This is a genomic window from Klebsiella sp. TF21-TM (genome assembly GCF_019753495.1).
GTDB classification, from domain to species: Bacteria; Pseudomonadota; Gammaproteobacteria; order Enterobacterales; family Enterobacteriaceae; genus Klebsiella; species Klebsiella quasipneumoniae.
This window is the reverse complement of record NZ_JAIJYL010000035.1, coordinates 1-13367: the sequence shown is the minus strand read 5'-3', so window position 1 is coordinate 13367 and position 13367 is coordinate 1. Positions and strand designations below refer to the sequence as shown.

Genomic DNA, 13367 nt, shown 5'->3' with positions numbered 1-13367 from the left:
TTACATATTACGCTAACCAGTCAGGCAGATATGGCGCAACAATAAAGATGATAATCCCGATAATTAAAGGCGTAATCCACGCTGCATGCTGGCGTGAGAAGATAGCGATATAACCAATTACCAGCGCAATGATGGTGATTGCTGGCTTACGGATATCCGTCAGAAAATCGATAATCTTCTGCAAGAAGCCAGTTGTTTTAGTGGATACATCATCAGCAAAGGCGGGTTCTGCTACACAAAGCATCAATGCAGCCATAAATACAGAAAGAGTTAAATAACGTTTATTGAGTTTTAACATCGTTTGTTTCCTTTTCATCTAAAACAGTGCCACGCATGGCATATTGGGGATATACGGTAACTTCTTTAGGTTTGATACTCTGTGTTACATTCTCCTTTCTGATTGCATCTTTAACTGAAGGAACCACCCAGTTTTTTTTGTTATCAGGCGGATTAAACCCTATGCGCTGTATATAACTGGTGTTATTAAAATCTGATTCAGGTTTAGTTCCTGTTTCTGGATTGCCGGAATAATAGCAACTCAGGCCACGTAAAATATCGCCACCACGTTTATAACAATCCACCAAAATTTGCTCTGAAACCTTGAGATTTTCGCAGGGGTCAAACATTTTCTCAGCGGTTGTATTGAAGTTTGCAAAATTCGTACTCGTTATTTGCATAAGACCGACTGAGTAACGATGATTTCGTGATTCAATTTGATTTACGATCTGGAGTGCAGCCTCCTTAGTTTTGGGAAAGTAGGACACTACGCCTTTGTCACCGGGCTTACGTTCAACCTTCGGTATTATCTCGGCAATAGCATATGGGTTAAAACCAGATTCAACCCTTGCAACTTCATGCGCAGTATCGGGATGAACGCTGGCCGCGCATTGCAAAGCAAGCGCCGCAAAAGCAGTAGTAGATAACATGATTTTCTCCCGGCCAGAACAGCGCGGAAAGTTTAGACTGAATGGTTAGTCATCGAAGTCGTCATCGTCTTCATCGTCTTCGTTTATCAGCTCCTCAATAGCCTGGCTGGAATATTTTTTTATGAGGTACTGGACAACACCAGAGCTTGAAATACGTCGCCCCCTGCGATAGCCAATCTCCAGAGCAATTTTATCCAGTTCCTCACGAGAAGCTGAGGGCAGGTAGAGTGTATTACGTTGGGGCTTGCGTCTCGTTGCGGTTTTTTTTCGGGTAGCAGTCATTTTTCTTCCGTTTCATTTTGTGGGTTAAGCTTCTCTCTGTGATGTAGTGGATGAAAGCCATACTTCTTTGCTGCGGATTATCCATGAGTAGAATTTCAGCAAAATCGTGTGGAATTGATTTCCTTAAAAGATTTGCCTGAGCTGTTGTATGTGATTGTCTGTACAAAAGCTCCGCCATCACATCTTCTGGTACAGGTAAAGGCTCACCGCCAAATGAGATAAAGCGTTGTACGTAAGGGATAGCAGTTATTGTAGTGGAATGAACCTCTTCAAAATCTGCCTGGATAAAAAGATAACCGGGAAAAAGCGGCAAACGTCTTTCTCGATATGAAATTATCTTATCCGGGCGACGATACCTTTCAGTCTCCATAGGACAGAAGTAAGAGAAGTTCAGGCGTTCGAGATGAGCAAAAACTGCTGCAAATCTCGTAGTGGTGAATTGCAAAACATACCATTCCATAGTTTTTCCTTTCAGGCGCTCTCTCGACTCGGATGACCCCGAATCAGAGAAAAAAAACAAAAGGACAAATTTACATCTCATAAAAACTTTATCAGCTACATGTGCTGCGTTCAACCACACAAGCAGATCTTTAGATCGCATTTACGACACATTTCATTTTGTTTGTGCTTGTATTTTATTTATATCTAGATACATATGCTATTTGATAACAAAAAAGCAGATCGATTGATCACCATGCGCTTATTTTATAGTCAAGTTAACTAAATTTTTTACCGCTAGTTACTTTTTACAAAAACTCTGCTAACAAGATAAATAAATCGATCTTAATCAATAAGTTACCGGAGAGTATGAATTATCCTAAACGAATTCCGATTTTCACTTTCTGTTCGCTTTGAATCATCGACTGTTTTATTTGCGAGAAATTTCTCATCTGGAGTTGCTGTTTCTTAATCATCTCCGCGCTGTTCAGCACCAGCTCTTTACTGGATGAAGAGATTCTGTCTATGCCCTTAACCCCCAGGTTCTCTAGCTGCCACTCATTCCTGTGTGCAGTCTTCCAGCCATGCTGTACACCGTTCTTATCAAGTGCAGGGATTTTCACCTCCTTTTGTCCTAACTTCTTCAGCTTAACAAGATCACCTTTCTTAACGTTCTCGCGAGTGGTTAACTCACCAAAATCAGCCCCCCAATATGTTTTCTCCACGCCCTTGTTCAGTGTCTTAAGCTTTATGAAATGCTGCTTTGGTTTGGTTTTATCGTTCTGATAATGGTCGTAGCCAACATCAACAACCTCATAAACGCCCTTCTGTCGTTTTGGCGCTGTTTTGTGCGCATCTTTAATAGACTGGTTAAGTCCATGCTGCTGCTTATGAGTGGCTTTAACGTCATAGCCCTTCATCTTCAGCTCTTCACAAAAACCTGTACGAATTTCCCGTAAATCTTTTTTCCTGATATCAGCTCGTTTACCGTCATTATCACGAATACGAAAAACGACATGCACGTGTGGATGTTCTTTTTTGTCGTTATGATAGCCAAGCACAAAACGATGATTTGGGTACTTCTTGTTCATCGTTTTCCTGACAGACTCAAGCAGATCTTCAGGTTTTACCTTTGCTGATACAGGCGGTGAAAACACAATATTTTGGGTTACTTTTTTATTTTCCTTACCTTTATCATCGAAAACATTTTGAGGGTCATTAGCACGATCTATCATGTGCTCTTTAGCCTCCTGAATCTCATCACCTTTCCATACCTGACCGCTTTCACTCATCACTGGCAGCTCTGACTCCCGGCTCATATAGTCAATACTGTTTCGAACTCCCTGCCGGGTAATCGCACCTCCTGAGATTTTGACAACAACCTCCTTACTGGCACCCTTGCGGTTGATACGTTCCTGAACGTTGCGTTGATAGTTTTTACCACCATTTTTAACTTTATGGGCGAAAGCAGACTTGCGGCCAGCTTCAGAGGACTTACGCTTAACCCTGAATTCCTTGTCAACATAAACGCCCATGATTACACCTCAACCTTGTTAGAAACAGTTCGCCCTTTGCATAACATAATGTAGTTTTCAAACTCACTTTTGAGACTCATTATCTCTGAACTCAACCGCTCAGCGTCCTGATAGAACCCATCTTTATCAAGTACTCTGGCATTATCATTAACGATAATATAATGAAAGTTTCGCCCTATTTTATCTATTGCATTACGGCAACGATTCATCACCAGAAGTTCCTGATCGAAAAAATCAAGTTCATTTTCAAGTGTCGTCTGGATTCGATAACGACATTCTCTGGATAAATTCCAGCCATGACGATGAGCCGCTTTCTCTATTAAAGTTCTTTGTTTCCCTGTCAAATACATTGTGGTTTTGATAAAATCATCATTGTCTTTTGACACATTAACATCTTCATTTTTAACCTTGCTTTTCAGTAAAGCATTGGCAAGCAGCTTCATTCCTTTTGCCACGGTTAAACCCGGTTCATCTGGATAAAGTGTTTTAAGACAATCAAGTAGATCATCATGTTGGCTTTCTTCAATCCTGAATTGAACTTTTTTCATAAAACTCTCCAACAAGAACCGACTGTAGGTCACCGGGCAAACGTTGCGGAATGGCGTCAGAGACGTCATTTTGCGGCGTTTGCCCTATCCTGCATCGCAGTGAACTACCTCCACACATAAATTGTGCTTCAGCGTCCATCGAAATGCAAAAAATGAAAGGCTATCGTGGCTGTGATCTGGTGCGTCTGCGACCGGAGACAACGGATTCGCGGCTAACTTGGGCGGAAATAAATTCGCTACGCGAATGGCCTGGCAGGGGGCGCGAGCGCTGTTTTACGGAATATACAAAAAAAGCACCTCCCGTAAACGGGAGGGCTTCGGCGATTCAGGAACGGGAATTTTATTCTGCCTCTGGTGTGTCGCCTTCCATGCCCTGCCGGGCATCATGGAGCCAGCGGCGGAGGTTACTCATTCTTTCCCGGTTTGCCCGGCTGGGACTTTTTCCCCTGTTACCGCTTAGTATACTCCAGACTCTTAACCCGGCCTCGTTAGTCCAGTGCAATACAATTTCCCCTTTGCTGTTAAATCCCAGCGAAAACCGGACAGCTCCCCGCCTCTGTTCTGCACTGATAAAATCTAAAAACTCCTGTTTTTTCATAGCACCTCCTGTTTTTCTATCAGTGCTTTTGTTTCTTTCTTTTCCAGGGCTTTTCTGAGTAATGCCATGTACTCAGGAAAAGCAGAGAATGGCATCAAGGGAAAAACCGGACGCCCACCCTTTTCAACAGTCTGTATTGCTGATAACATGCGTTCCGACATTTTATATTCCTCGCGAGGGAATTGAGTGTCACGGTATCAGGTTGCCTCCACAACCTGATACCACCCCTAATTGATTAACTCCGCAGTTCTCTTATCGCTTCATTTTTGGCTTCCTCCAGTTCTTTAAGGGTATATGCGAAATTCTTCCAGTTAATTACTTCGTTTATAACCTCAGATTTACTTAAACCACACTCATTAAACCAAAAGTTAATATTTTTCTTGAGGGAATTTTTCGCCGTCAGTTCCTCGGACAACAATTCACTAACAGACGTGATAACATAACCACGACCGCGATTTTTATCTTCGAAAGAATGAACGGCAAGGAAGAGAGTTTCTGAATGGACAAAAGCAGAGCAGGTGATTTTTTCTTTCTTAGTGTTTAAAGCCTGGAAAGTGATAACATACGTGTTCATTTTAGTCTCCCGCCCGTTTGGGCTACTGGATCATGGTAAGGAACTATTCCCGACCTACAAATAAATTATACCATCATATGATGGTAATGCAATTTATTTAGTCACTTTATCCTGATTTTTTTCTCTCTTAACGAGCTGGTAATCTGGATGTTCATCAGCCAGGAGCAAAAGTAATTCATACGTACCAGCGGCTAAACCACGAGACGTTTTACCGGATGTTTCTTTGGCTTGCCAGGCTGATAACGTAAAACCAAACCGTTCAGCGGCTTCCTGCTGCGTAAAGCCAGCTTTAATACGTGCTTGTTTCACCTCTTCAGGTGTTGGCTTAAAACTCATGATTTTGTACCTTCACAATAGTATCTGTATAGAATTTCAATAAAATTGGATCATCAATTTCATCTTTAACGTTCGAGAATTCTTCGTAATAAAATGATTTTTGGAAAACAATCTTTTTAGTTGTTTTTTTATCCGCTTCTTTAGAGCGTACCTTCATCAGTTTTTCAAGTTCAATAAACAAACGTGTTGCATCTTCAGACACAACAATCCTGTATGTTACATTACCTTTGTTTTTCCTGTCGCTCAGGACTTCATTCATTTTTTGCCTCATAGCTGTTTAATAAACCCCGCTACCTTTATGAGCTGATCTACACTCAGGCCACGAATTACCATTTCATATCCGTCGCCCCGTTCTGATACGTTACCATCTAACCCATTCTCAACTTTAAACCCGGTCAATGTCCCATGCCAGCTTTCAAGATGCACTAAACGAGATAGCATTCCTTTCAGGATCAGTTTTTTCTCGCGTTTTTGCTGTAACTGTTGTTCATACTCTCGCGCCATATCTACATTATCTAAAGCATCCGACAGGATTTTCTTTTCAATATCGGCGGCGATTTCTACAGGGTTACGCTCTGGCGATACTGTGCAAGTATGGTAAGGACTTCTCCAGCTGCGACTATCTACGCTTCCAATGATAACTAACCTTCCTTTCTCCATTCGAATATGTATAGAGTAATTTTTAAAATCAGGTGAGGTTAGCTTAATCCTGTACTGGCAATCATCGAGCAGATTTACACGCCAGCCGTTCCCCAGGATTCGACAAACGATTTCAAACACCGGTTTATACTGTTCAAAGAAATTTTTCTGTTCTTTCATCGATTCAGCCTTTTGAACTCAATAAAAAAGCCGTAAATCGAATTACGGCAGTTTTAAGACTATTCATCAAAGTGTCCATCATCACTTGCAGCTTCCTGGGCTTCGCATTCCTGCTGATATGCTTCTTCCTTCGCAAAAAGATGCGCCCATCCTTCTGCGTTTAAGCCACGGTGCAAGACTGAACCATTTTCATTGCATTCTTTGGCTGTAACTTCGATCTCATCCGGGCAAATGTAGGCTCCGTAACTTTCAAAAATGTTTATCAGCTCCGCTTCCGTTATGGTCTTGTTTTTCATCAACGTGTCTCCGAATCAATCTTTGCCATGTTCTAGGGGGCTTTCGCCCCCATTCCGGTTATGCGCTTGCTTCTACACGTGTCCAGCCTGACGCCTTACGTTTACCCGCTGTACCATACATTTCACGAATTTCTTCAATGCTGTGTTCTTTACGGTTCCAGCGGCTTTTGTGTTCTTCAGGACGGTAAAACCATTGTTTTTTCTTAGATGCCCACTTACAGCCCATTTCCTTTAAAATGTCTTTGTGTTCTTTAGTTTCTCCGCTAATCCAGACCCAATTACCAATAACTTCATAGACAATCCCTGTAAGGCCGGAAAGCGTATTCAGAACTTTTTCCAGATCTTCACCGTAGTTGTAACGTGCGTTTTCATCAGTGCTTTGAAACTGATTGATTTTATCAATGTTAGCCATGAGAAAATCAAACGCAGCATTTACTGCTTTCATCAGCTCGGCACCCAATGGATTGCGGTCTGGATGATATTTTAAAGCCGCTTTTTTGTATGCCGCCTTGATGTCCTTTTCAGTCAGATCACCGGATAAACCAAAAACGTTTAATGCTTCCTGAATATTCATTTTTCGCTCCCGCCCGTGTGGGCTTCTGGAATCTGGCAGGGAACCATTCCCAACCAACAAATTCATTATACCATCAAATGATGGTTATGGAATCATTTTTAATGCTTTACATTGTAAAGATTACATAAAGATGTATATTGCTTTACCGCGCATGAAGGGATTTCCGAAAGAGGCGCGAACTGTAGTTACATAATGCGCTGTCGTAACATCGCGCCGGAGACGTTCGCCAGGACTGGCGAACCAACAAGCCCGAATGAGAGCGATAACCCCCCTCACCCCTGCCAGGCCAATTTCTGACTATCAGACGATGTTTAGCCTGTCGCAGTTAGCGCGTGAGCTTGCGAACGGTACGCCGGGTCAGTGTGAAACACTGGCGCGGGGCGCTGTATCTGCGCGTTATGAGATGCGTTAGCAGCGAATTACGGGGCGGGTTGCTGAAACCGATTGATGCCTGACAGCAAAAAATGAATCCGGGCGCCAGCTGCTGCACGAAAATTGCCAGCAAAAAACACTTGGCCATCCTCGCCGGTCGTGAAATTTTGCTGGCGTAAGAAATAATCCCCCCGGTATGAGGGGCTTGTCTGAAAGGTTAGTGGTTGGGCTTACTGAGAGTGAACTGTAACCCGGCTACTGCTGCAAGCTGTGCAAGTGTTGTGATGGTCGGGTTTCCGTTCGGGGATAATGCGCGGTAGATACTCTGACGAGCAAGGCCGGATTTTTTGGCCGCCTCTGTTATACCCCCTGATTAGGGATCAGGTTAAAAACGAGCTGTATGACGTTCTAAGCGCATTTTACCCGCTCCGTTGAACCATGACCGGGTTAAAGCGGTTAAAACGCCTCTGAGGGCTTTTGAGAGCATTTAAGAATTGGATCGGAAAAGGATCCCGTCTGGATCTTTTAGAGAGATTACACCGCTCGCCGCAGCCGAACGACAGGGCGAAGCCCGAGAGTGAGCGAGGAAGCGGAATTTCCACGGGGTTTCAATAGAGCACTTACGCGCTAAGGTTAATATTTGCTCAATTTTTGGTGGTGCAGTGCTCAGGGAGGCCAGACGGATCTATCCTCTGGATTTATGCTGAGTTATCCACAGACGCTGTGCATTAAAAGCCTTATATTTTCTTCTTGATCTTAAAAACTTAAAAACTTAGCTCGCTTCAATTACCTGAAAATTATGGAAAAAAATTGCTAAAGGTGAGAGGATTTTTCACGTAAGGTGAGAGGATTTTTCACGTAAGGTGAGAAGATTTTTAAGTTAAGGTAGTTAGATTTTTCACTAAAGATGAGAGGATTTTTCACGTAAGGTGAGAAGATTTTTAACGGTTTCCACAGTTTGACTGAACATCAAGTGAAACATGCGGTTGTTGCTATCTTTAGATATGAAGATCCTCAGATCTTCATATCTAAAGGTGAGAGGTTTTTTAATTAAAGGTTGTATTGTTGTCTTGAATTACAACCTTTGTGGGGTTATGATTTGCCTACATAGGAAAGGTTATATGAGGCTTATCGTGAAGACAGTAACGGGATTAACGAAAGTTAGACATAGAAATGAAGTTGGGGTAACTCTTGCATCCCTTTCCCTTTCAGCAAAAAGAGTGCTTTTTCTGGCTCTTTGCCAGATTGATACAAAGGAAATGTTAGATGATGATATTTTGGAGGTTGATGCTGACTTTTTTTCAAAAGCTACTTCTTTAGATAAATATGCCTCTTATGCAGCTCTGAAAGAGGGAGCTAAAGTTCTTTCTTCAACTACGTTAGTTTTAAACAGAGATGATTTAAAAAATTTGGCTGATGAACTTGGGATACTATCATCTAAGAATAAAATACCTGATCGCTTGGATTTAAACTTAACAGAATTCTGTGCCTATTACGATCATCTTGCAACTGTACGGATAAAATTCACAAATACAGCTAAGCGATATTTTTCTAAGTTGATTGGTTCTGAAAATAGATATACCACTCAGGTATTGAAATCAGTTGTGTTGTTGAACAGTGTAAACTCAACAAACCTTTATCAAGTCATTAGGAAATATTACAGTCAGAATAGTTCAAAAAAATCTTTTGATATATCCGTGGATGATTTAAAAGAGGAAATGGGACTTTATACTATTGAGGAAGGGGAGAAGAAATATAAGTATCCTAAATACTCATTTTTTGTTCGTGATGTTATCAATAAAAGCATTAATGAGATAATTGAGAAAACGGAAATAAATCAGTTATCTTTCTCTGTTGTTGGGAAAAAAGGGAGAATGGCTCACATGCTTAGATTTGAGTTTAGTATAAATGAAAAATCCTCATCCTTTTCGGAAGATGATATGGCATTTTTAGAGGAGTTTGACAAAGTCGTTCCACCAAAAAAGAATAAGTGAGGCAAAACATGGCTAAAATATATGAGTTTCCGCAGGGAGCCGAACGAAGTAAGCTGAAAAAAGAAATCATCCGGGAACGTAAAAAACGATTGCGAGAAACGAACGGTAACCCGGTTATCCGGCACGCTAAATGGTTCTGGTTTTATCTACGTCTTGCTACGGCTGGCGCACTGCATTTAGTCTCTGTTATTTCTCTGGCAGTCCTGGGGGCTTTCAGTAAAGCTATTTTCTGGATTGGTGGAATGCTCTGTGTTGTTACATGGTTCCACCTTGAGCGCCAGTTCTGGACGCCGCAAAATTTCACGATTCCAGTAATCGTAACGCTGTGGGGATTGAGTTTGTTTGCCACTCCCCTGATGGAGCTGCTTAACAAAAAAATGCCGTGGTATCGTCTTCTGGTTCCTGATGCAAAGCACACTAGCACTGAGGCAACCAATGATGATCAGCCGTGAAGCAACAATGTTATCCAGTCGGCTTGCAGTGCTTCTTTCAGCCTTTTATCATCGGTTAATCATAGCGCACGAGGCGAGTTCTTTTCACTGCGATGCAGGATAGGGCAAACGCCGCAAAATGACGTCTCTGACGCCATTCCGCAACGTTTGCCCGGTGACCTACAGTCGGTTCTTGTTGGAGAGAGTTATGAAATATCAGGTTAAAGAGTTTATTAACGAAAAATATTCTAAGGCTGTTAATATTTTAAAGGATAACCTTAAAGAACACTACCATATTTTTTATGGTTTGAGATTAAGTGAGATTCTTTTTCCTGCCAGCGAATACGGCTCTGAAATGTTTTTTCAGGAGTTTGAAGCGATTAACAGTGTAATATTGCCTTTGGTGATTTTTGATTTGATAGACCGAAAGCCGATTATGGTTATCGGCTTCGGTGAAGTATGTGGAGTTGATTCACTTGTTGATTCTGGTATAGAAGTTGTTTCTTTAGACGGTTTAAGCGATCTGCTACTGGTTGAAAAACTGACGCCATTATTTAACTAAACCTCTGGATAACTATCTTTTCAGTTTTCCAGTAAGATTTTTTCTATATCTGAAAGCACTATTTTTTCAATGCTTTCTATATAGTAATGCTCATTAAAACCTGTCATTTCTGTAAATTTTAGCTCTGCATCATCTTTCGAATAAGCAATAACAACTCTGAAATCATTTTCCCACAAATCCCACCTGTATTTGTCTTTTATACGAACCCTGTACAATCCTTTTTGGATAGTGCCATCTTTTTTCTCTTCCTGTACTTTTTTTAATTTTTCATTTTGCACCTGTTGTTCAAGCCATGATTTATTCATAAATCCCCCACGGTTAACGTCTTTAGGCTCGGTTTTTACTTAACGAAATCTTCCGGTTTTACACCTGTTTTTACCTTCATATACTTGCCCTCCCCCCTTAGCTTCGGCTGAAGTTCGGTAAAGTACCATCCGGCAACGGTAATAATGCCTAAAAATACAAAAATAGCAGGCTTCAGAACATCAATAGCTGATACAGCGCATAACTCAATATTGAGATTAGTACAAGTTCCCTCATCAGGTGCATAGAACCCCCATAAGCCTATACCTATAAGGAACATCCCCAATATCGGTTGGATGTATAACAAGTAGATATTAATAAGAGTTTTAATATATCTGAATATGAACATTTTTCTTTCCTTAGGTTTCTTTCTATTTTGGATTTCCAATTCTTAACCAATGTGATGGTTCGACAATCCATTCTCCGCAGTCATAGGCAACGGCCTTATTATGCCTGTTAGCGAACCATACTAACCAGGCTAATAATCGCTGATTGCCGCTGTATTTGGTTTATCTCTAACCATCACAACATATCTCTTTTTCTTAGCCATAACGCTACCCTAATTTTGCAGATTCAAGCAGCCAGTGGTTTTTCAGGTTCTCGTCCAGGTTATCGAATGCGGCCAGCGCTGCCTTTAGAACGGTTGTCTTGCTCTGGCCTGTTCTCTGCGCCTCCGCTTCCAGGATCTCCTCAAAGTACGCTGGCAGTCTGAAGTTCATCAACTTTGGTTTACCCGCTACAGGCGCTCTGGTAGCGCCGGAGATAAAACGCGCGGTTTCTGCGTTTGTTGCTGGTTGCTGAGATTCATCGATGTTCGGGCGGTTTAGTTTTAAAGCCATGAAAATTTCCCCTTGTACGGTATGCATTAATTGTAAATATCATAGTATCTTTATGGTGTATTTACAATGTAAAGATTTCGATGAATATTGTTGATATTTCTATAAAATGCCAATTTCCTGTGCCACAAGTTCAATCTGTGCTTTCGCTGTTGAAAGGCTCGATGCCCGGCTAACGTCATGTACCCCTGCCCCTTCATTACAGGCGCTTTCATACACATCCAGCTCGGATATCCGGGTTTTCAGAGGTTGAATCCAGATGTTGTCCGAACGCAGTAATTTATCCAGATCAATGGCCGCTTTTCTGTGGCGGGGTTTCGCTGAGTTGATTCTGGTGAACAGCACCCACGGTTCCAGAGCTGCGTTAGCTTTCTGAGCGGTGCGGATTTTCTCTGTAACACTGGTCAGTGTTTCGCTTTCGAAATCAGAGGACGGCTTAACCAGTGTCACCACGATATCTGATACTGTCAGGGCGCTACGGAACTCCTGGCTGTCGTGGCCGGGGCAATCGACAATGAGAACTTCACACAGCTTACTAAGGCGCTTAATTTCGTTGCTGACGTTTCCGTAAGCTGCGTGAACCGGGATAGTGAGTAAGCCGTTATCTGTCCGCTTTTCGTTCCAGCTCAACAGATCGTGGTTTTTATCTGTCTTCAGGATAATTACCGACTTACCTTTGTTGACCAGCATTGAGCCTGTGTTAGCCACGTAGGTGCTTTTGCCTACCCCACCTTTATCTGATACGACAAGCAAGATTTTACCCATTTCAGAATCCCTCTCTTTATGTTGTAAAGCTCATGTAAAGATATGAATGTCTTTACATGGTGTGTTTTTCGTAAAGATACTTTTGTCTTTACAGTGTCTTTATAATGCAATGGCTTTACCATGTAAAGCACAAATAAAGATATATTTATCTTTATGGTGTCTTTACATGGTAAATGTTGCTGTGTCTTTATGTGCGCTTTATGGTGTAAATCTTGGTGTGTCTTTACATCATCTTTATGTTGTAAATTTTTAGTGTGACGTTGTCACTATAGGGCTGGGGTCTGTTTGCTGGTTCTTTTTGAGTGTGCCTTCCCTGAACCAACTGAAATGGGTACTGTATGGGTGTGTCTGGTTAACTCAAAATGAACTGGTTCCCTATAATGACTCAAACAGTACCGAAAGGCTTTGTCAGAGCTTACTTACGCGCATCCACGACTGAACAGGATGCAACACGCGCCCTGGACACGATAAATACCTTCGCCATCGAGCGCGGCCTGAGCATCTGTAACTACTACATTGAAAATGAATCAGGTTCTAAGCTTGAACGCCCTGAGTTGTTCCGGCTCCTGAAAGATTGTCAGCAAAACGATATCTTGCTGGTAGAGGATGTGGACAGGCTTTCACGCCTGGTAGGGGAGGACTGGAACACACTGAAGAAAATGATCCGGCAGAAAGATATCCGGGTTGTGGCCGTCAACGTTCCGACAACCTGGCTCGCATCGGGTCACAATGATTTTGACAGCCGAATGTTTTCGGCCATAAACGATATGTTGCTGGATATGCTGGCCGCCGTCGCCAGGCGAGACTATGAACAGCGCCGGGAACGGCAGCAGCAGGGGATCGCCAGGGCGAAAAGGGAAGGGAAGTATAAAGGCCGCCAGGTTAATCAGTCTCGCTATGACGCCATAAACAGGCTGATTGCGAGCGGCAGCTCCTGGAGCCAGATTCAAAAAGTGCTGGGTTGTAGCCGGGCGACTATCAGCAAAGCTGTGAAGCAACAGACCGTTAACAAAATGAACCATGAACCTGAAGGTAGGGAGTAGTTACAACATAATAAACAGTGTGTTGAAGAATAAAACTGATTCTTTATACTGTATATGCATGGGTCTTCCCCGATCATGGTGGGAAGGCTCAGAACGCCATATTCAGCTTTCCGTAGTGGAACATCACCCCCAGTT

At 42.3% G+C, this 13367-nt stretch carries 21 protein-coding genes and 1 pseudogene; 4 read left to right on the top strand and 18 right to left on the bottom strand.

The genetic code is table 11. From position 1 onward, the window contains the following. Window positions 1–7: 7 nt before the first annotated feature. The 14 genes and pseudogenes from K5R89_RS23680 to K5R89_RS23610 all read right to left on the bottom strand — a co-directional run. A complete protein-coding gene (locus K5R89_RS23680) occupies window positions 8–298 on the bottom strand; it encodes a TrbC/VirB2 family protein (protein WP_000916156.1) in 291 nt (96 codons plus the stop codon). Then, window positions 282–926 (bottom strand): lytic transglycosylase domain-containing protein, encoded by a 645-nt coding sequence (locus K5R89_RS23675; RefSeq protein ID WP_000953538.1) that lies wholly within the window; start codon window positions 924–926, stop codon window positions 282–284. The genes K5R89_RS23680 and K5R89_RS23675 overlap by 17 nt, the downstream gene beginning before the upstream one ends. A 232-nt stretch (window positions 927–1158) precedes the next feature. Continuing rightward, window positions 1159–1668, bottom strand: coding sequence for a transcription termination/antitermination NusG family protein (locus K5R89_RS23670; RefSeq protein WP_000455437.1), 510 nt, complete (start codon window positions 1666–1668; stop codon window positions 1159–1161). A 352-nt stretch (window positions 1669–2020) separates the two neighbouring features. Beyond that, complete coding sequence (gene mobP1, locus K5R89_RS23665; RefSeq protein WP_004199101.1) at window positions 2021–3181, bottom strand: MobP1 family relaxase; 1161 nt, start codon at window positions 3179–3181, stop codon at window positions 2021–2023. Between the two features lie 2 nt (window positions 3182–3183). After that, window positions 3184–3729, bottom strand: coding sequence for a DNA distortion polypeptide 1 (ddp1, locus tag K5R89_RS23660; protein ID WP_001348698.1), 546 nt, complete (start codon window positions 3727–3729; stop codon window positions 3184–3186). A gap of 340 nt (window positions 3730–4069) precedes the next feature. Continuing rightward, window positions 4070–4327, bottom strand: a complete 258-nt coding sequence (locus K5R89_RS23650) for a hypothetical protein (protein WP_004199355.1) — start codon at window positions 4325–4327, stop codon at window positions 4070–4072. Continuing rightward, window positions 4324–4488 (bottom strand): hypothetical protein, encoded by a 165-nt coding sequence (locus tag K5R89_RS23645; protein WP_000004083.1) that lies wholly within the window; start codon window positions 4486–4488, stop codon window positions 4324–4326. Before K5R89_RS23645 ends, K5R89_RS23650 begins: the two co-directional genes overlap by 4 nt. 74 nt (window positions 4489–4562) lie before the next feature. Then, window positions 4563–4901 (bottom strand): hypothetical protein, encoded by a 339-nt coding sequence (locus K5R89_RS23640; protein ID WP_001099725.1) that lies wholly within the window; start codon window positions 4899–4901, stop codon window positions 4563–4565. A 93-nt stretch (window positions 4902–4994) separates the two neighbouring features. Beyond that, complete coding sequence (locus K5R89_RS23635) at window positions 4995–5237, bottom strand: hypothetical protein (RefSeq protein ID WP_000008707.1); 243 nt, start codon at window positions 5235–5237, stop codon at window positions 4995–4997. Next, complete coding sequence (locus tag K5R89_RS23630) at window positions 5227–5496, bottom strand: hypothetical protein (RefSeq protein WP_001006717.1); 270 nt, start codon at window positions 5494–5496, stop codon at window positions 5227–5229. The genes K5R89_RS23635 and K5R89_RS23630 overlap by 11 nt, the downstream gene beginning before the upstream one ends. Window positions 5497–5504: 8 nt before the next feature. Further along, window positions 5505–6056: a hypothetical protein gene (locus K5R89_RS23625; RefSeq protein WP_129446405.1), complete on the bottom strand. Its 552-nt coding sequence runs from the start codon at window positions 6054–6056 to the stop codon at window positions 5505–5507. 59 nt (window positions 6057–6115) lie between these two features. Beyond that, complete coding sequence (locus tag K5R89_RS23620) at window positions 6116–6352, bottom strand: hypothetical protein (RefSeq protein WP_000792381.1); 237 nt, start codon at window positions 6350–6352, stop codon at window positions 6116–6118. A gap of 58 nt (window positions 6353–6410) precedes the next feature. Beyond that, window positions 6411–6926: a DnaJ domain-containing protein gene (locus K5R89_RS23615; protein ID WP_001025390.1), complete on the bottom strand. Its 516-nt coding sequence runs from the start codon at window positions 6924–6926 to the stop codon at window positions 6411–6413. A gap of 589 nt (window positions 6927–7515) precedes the next feature. Continuing rightward, window positions 7516–7668 (bottom strand): annotated as a pseudogene (locus K5R89_RS23610) (DNA-binding protein); the annotation flags it as partial. A 610-nt stretch (window positions 7669–8278) separates the two neighbouring features. Between K5R89_RS23610 and K5R89_RS23605 the strand changes: the two are divergent. From K5R89_RS23605 to ddp1 (K5R89_RS23595), 3 genes are all read left to right on the top strand, one after another. Beyond that, window positions 8279–9292 (top strand): replication initiation protein, encoded by a 1014-nt coding sequence (locus tag K5R89_RS23605; RefSeq protein ID WP_001348704.1) that lies wholly within the window; start codon window positions 8279–8281, stop codon window positions 9290–9292. Between the two features lie 8 nt (window positions 9293–9300). Continuing rightward, window positions 9301–9744: a hypothetical protein gene (locus K5R89_RS23600; RefSeq protein WP_001074369.1), complete on the top strand. Its 444-nt coding sequence runs from the start codon at window positions 9301–9303 to the stop codon at window positions 9742–9744. A 187-nt stretch (window positions 9745–9931) separates the two neighbouring features. Beyond that, window positions 9932–10285 carry a DNA distortion polypeptide 3 gene (ddp1, locus tag K5R89_RS23595; RefSeq protein WP_000877224.1) on the top strand — a complete coding sequence of 118 codons (354 nt, stop codon included), beginning with the start codon at window positions 9932–9934 and terminating at the stop codon, window positions 10283–10285. A gap of 20 nt (window positions 10286–10305) precedes the next feature. On the opposite strand, the gene K5R89_RS23590 is transcribed toward ddp1 (K5R89_RS23595), so the two are convergent. The 4 genes from K5R89_RS23590 to K5R89_RS23575 form a co-directional block, all read right to left on the bottom strand. Beyond that, the gene (locus K5R89_RS23590; RefSeq protein WP_001043731.1) at window positions 10306–10590 is read right to left on the bottom strand and encodes a hypothetical protein; all 285 of its coding nucleotides are present in this window, start codon (window positions 10588–10590) and stop codon (window positions 10306–10308) included. A gap of 35 nt (window positions 10591–10625) precedes the next feature. Beyond that, the gene (locus K5R89_RS23585; protein ID WP_000469598.1) at window positions 10626–10937 is read right to left on the bottom strand and encodes a hypothetical protein; all 312 of its coding nucleotides are present in this window, start codon (window positions 10935–10937) and stop codon (window positions 10626–10628) included. A 205-nt stretch (window positions 10938–11142) separates the two neighbouring features. After that, on the bottom strand, window positions 11143–11427 hold the full coding sequence (locus K5R89_RS23580; protein WP_001185481.1) for a hypothetical protein: 285 nt from the start codon (window positions 11425–11427) through the stop codon (window positions 11143–11145). A 99-nt stretch (window positions 11428–11526) separates the two neighbouring features. After that, complete coding sequence (locus K5R89_RS23575) at window positions 11527–12189, bottom strand: division plane positioning ATPase MipZ (protein WP_000516402.1); 663 nt, start codon at window positions 12187–12189, stop codon at window positions 11527–11529. Window positions 12190–12569: 380 nt separating this feature from the next. Between K5R89_RS23575 and K5R89_RS23570 the strand changes: the two genes are divergently transcribed. Beyond that, window positions 12570–13232, top strand: coding sequence for a recombinase family protein (locus K5R89_RS23570; protein WP_001549893.1), 663 nt, complete (start codon window positions 12570–12572; stop codon window positions 13230–13232). Window positions 13233–13367: the final 135 nt, after the last annotated feature.

Bases quoted from the DNA above. Each gene is read 5' to 3' on its own strand.
- K5R89_RS23620 (WP_000792381.1), bottom strand. From the start codon at position 6,352: ATGAAAAACAAGACCATAACGGAAGCGGAGCTGATAAACATTTTTGAA.
- K5R89_RS23575 (WP_000516402.1), bottom strand. From the start codon at position 12,189: ATGGGTAAAATCTTGCTTGTCGTATCAGATAAAGGTGGGGTAGGCAAA.
- K5R89_RS23640 (WP_001099725.1), bottom strand. From the start codon at position 4,901: ATGAACACGTATGTTATCACTTTCCAGGCTTTAAACACTAAGAAAGAA.
- K5R89_RS23600 (WP_001074369.1), top strand. From the start codon at position 9,301: ATGGCTAAAATATATGAGTTTCCGCAGGGAGCCGAACGAAGTAAGCTG.
- K5R89_RS23650 (WP_004199355.1), bottom strand. From the start codon at position 4,327: ATGAAAAAACAGGAGTTTTTAGATTTTATCAGTGCAGAACAGAGGCGG.
- K5R89_RS23580 (WP_001185481.1), bottom strand. From the start codon at position 11,427: ATGGCTTTAAAACTAAACCGCCCGAACATCGATGAATCTCAGCAACCA.
- K5R89_RS23680 (WP_000916156.1), bottom strand. From the start codon at position 298: ATGTTAAAACTCAATAAACGTTATTTAACTCTTTCTGTATTTATGGCT.
- K5R89_RS23585 (WP_000469598.1), bottom strand. From the start codon at position 10,937: ATGTTCATATTCAGATATATTAAAACTCTTATTAATATCTACTTGTTA.
- K5R89_RS23675 (WP_000953538.1), bottom strand. From the start codon at position 926: ATGTTATCTACTACTGCTTTTGCGGCGCTTGCTTTGCAATGCGCGGCC.
- ddp1 (WP_000877224.1), top strand. From the start codon at position 9,932: ATGAAATATCAGGTTAAAGAGTTTATTAACGAAAAATATTCTAAGGCT.
- K5R89_RS23645 (WP_000004083.1), bottom strand. From the start codon at position 4,488: ATGTCGGAACGCATGTTATCAGCAATACAGACTGTTGAAAAGGGTGGG.
- K5R89_RS23625 (WP_129446405.1), bottom strand. From the start codon at position 6,056: ATGAAAGAACAGAAAAATTTCTTTGAACAGTATAAACCGGTGTTTGAA.
- mobP1 (WP_004199101.1), bottom strand. From the start codon at position 3,181: ATGGGCGTTTATGTTGACAAGGAATTCAGGGTTAAGCGTAAGTCCTCT.
- K5R89_RS23670 (WP_000455437.1), bottom strand. From the start codon at position 1,668: ATGGAATGGTATGTTTTGCAATTCACCACTACGAGATTTGCAGCAGTT.
- K5R89_RS23630 (WP_001006717.1), bottom strand. From the start codon at position 5,496: ATGAATGAAGTCCTGAGCGACAGGAAAAACAAAGGTAATGTAACATAC.
- K5R89_RS23590 (WP_001043731.1), bottom strand. From the start codon at position 10,590: ATGAATAAATCATGGCTTGAACAACAGGTGCAAAATGAAAAATTAAAA.
- K5R89_RS23605 (WP_001348704.1), top strand. From the start codon at position 8,279: ATGCGGTTGTTGCTATCTTTAGATATGAAGATCCTCAGATCTTCATAT.
- K5R89_RS23635 (WP_000008707.1), bottom strand. From the start codon at position 5,237: ATGAGTTTTAAGCCAACACCTGAAGAGGTGAAACAAGCACGTATTAAA.
- K5R89_RS23570 (WP_001549893.1), top strand. From the start codon at position 12,570: ATGACTCAAACAGTACCGAAAGGCTTTGTCAGAGCTTACTTACGCGCA.
- ddp1 (WP_001348698.1), bottom strand. From the start codon at position 3,729: ATGAAAAAAGTTCAATTCAGGATTGAAGAAAGCCAACATGATGATCTA.
- K5R89_RS23615 (WP_001025390.1), bottom strand. From the start codon at position 6,926: ATGAATATTCAGGAAGCATTAAACGTTTTTGGTTTATCCGGTGATCTG.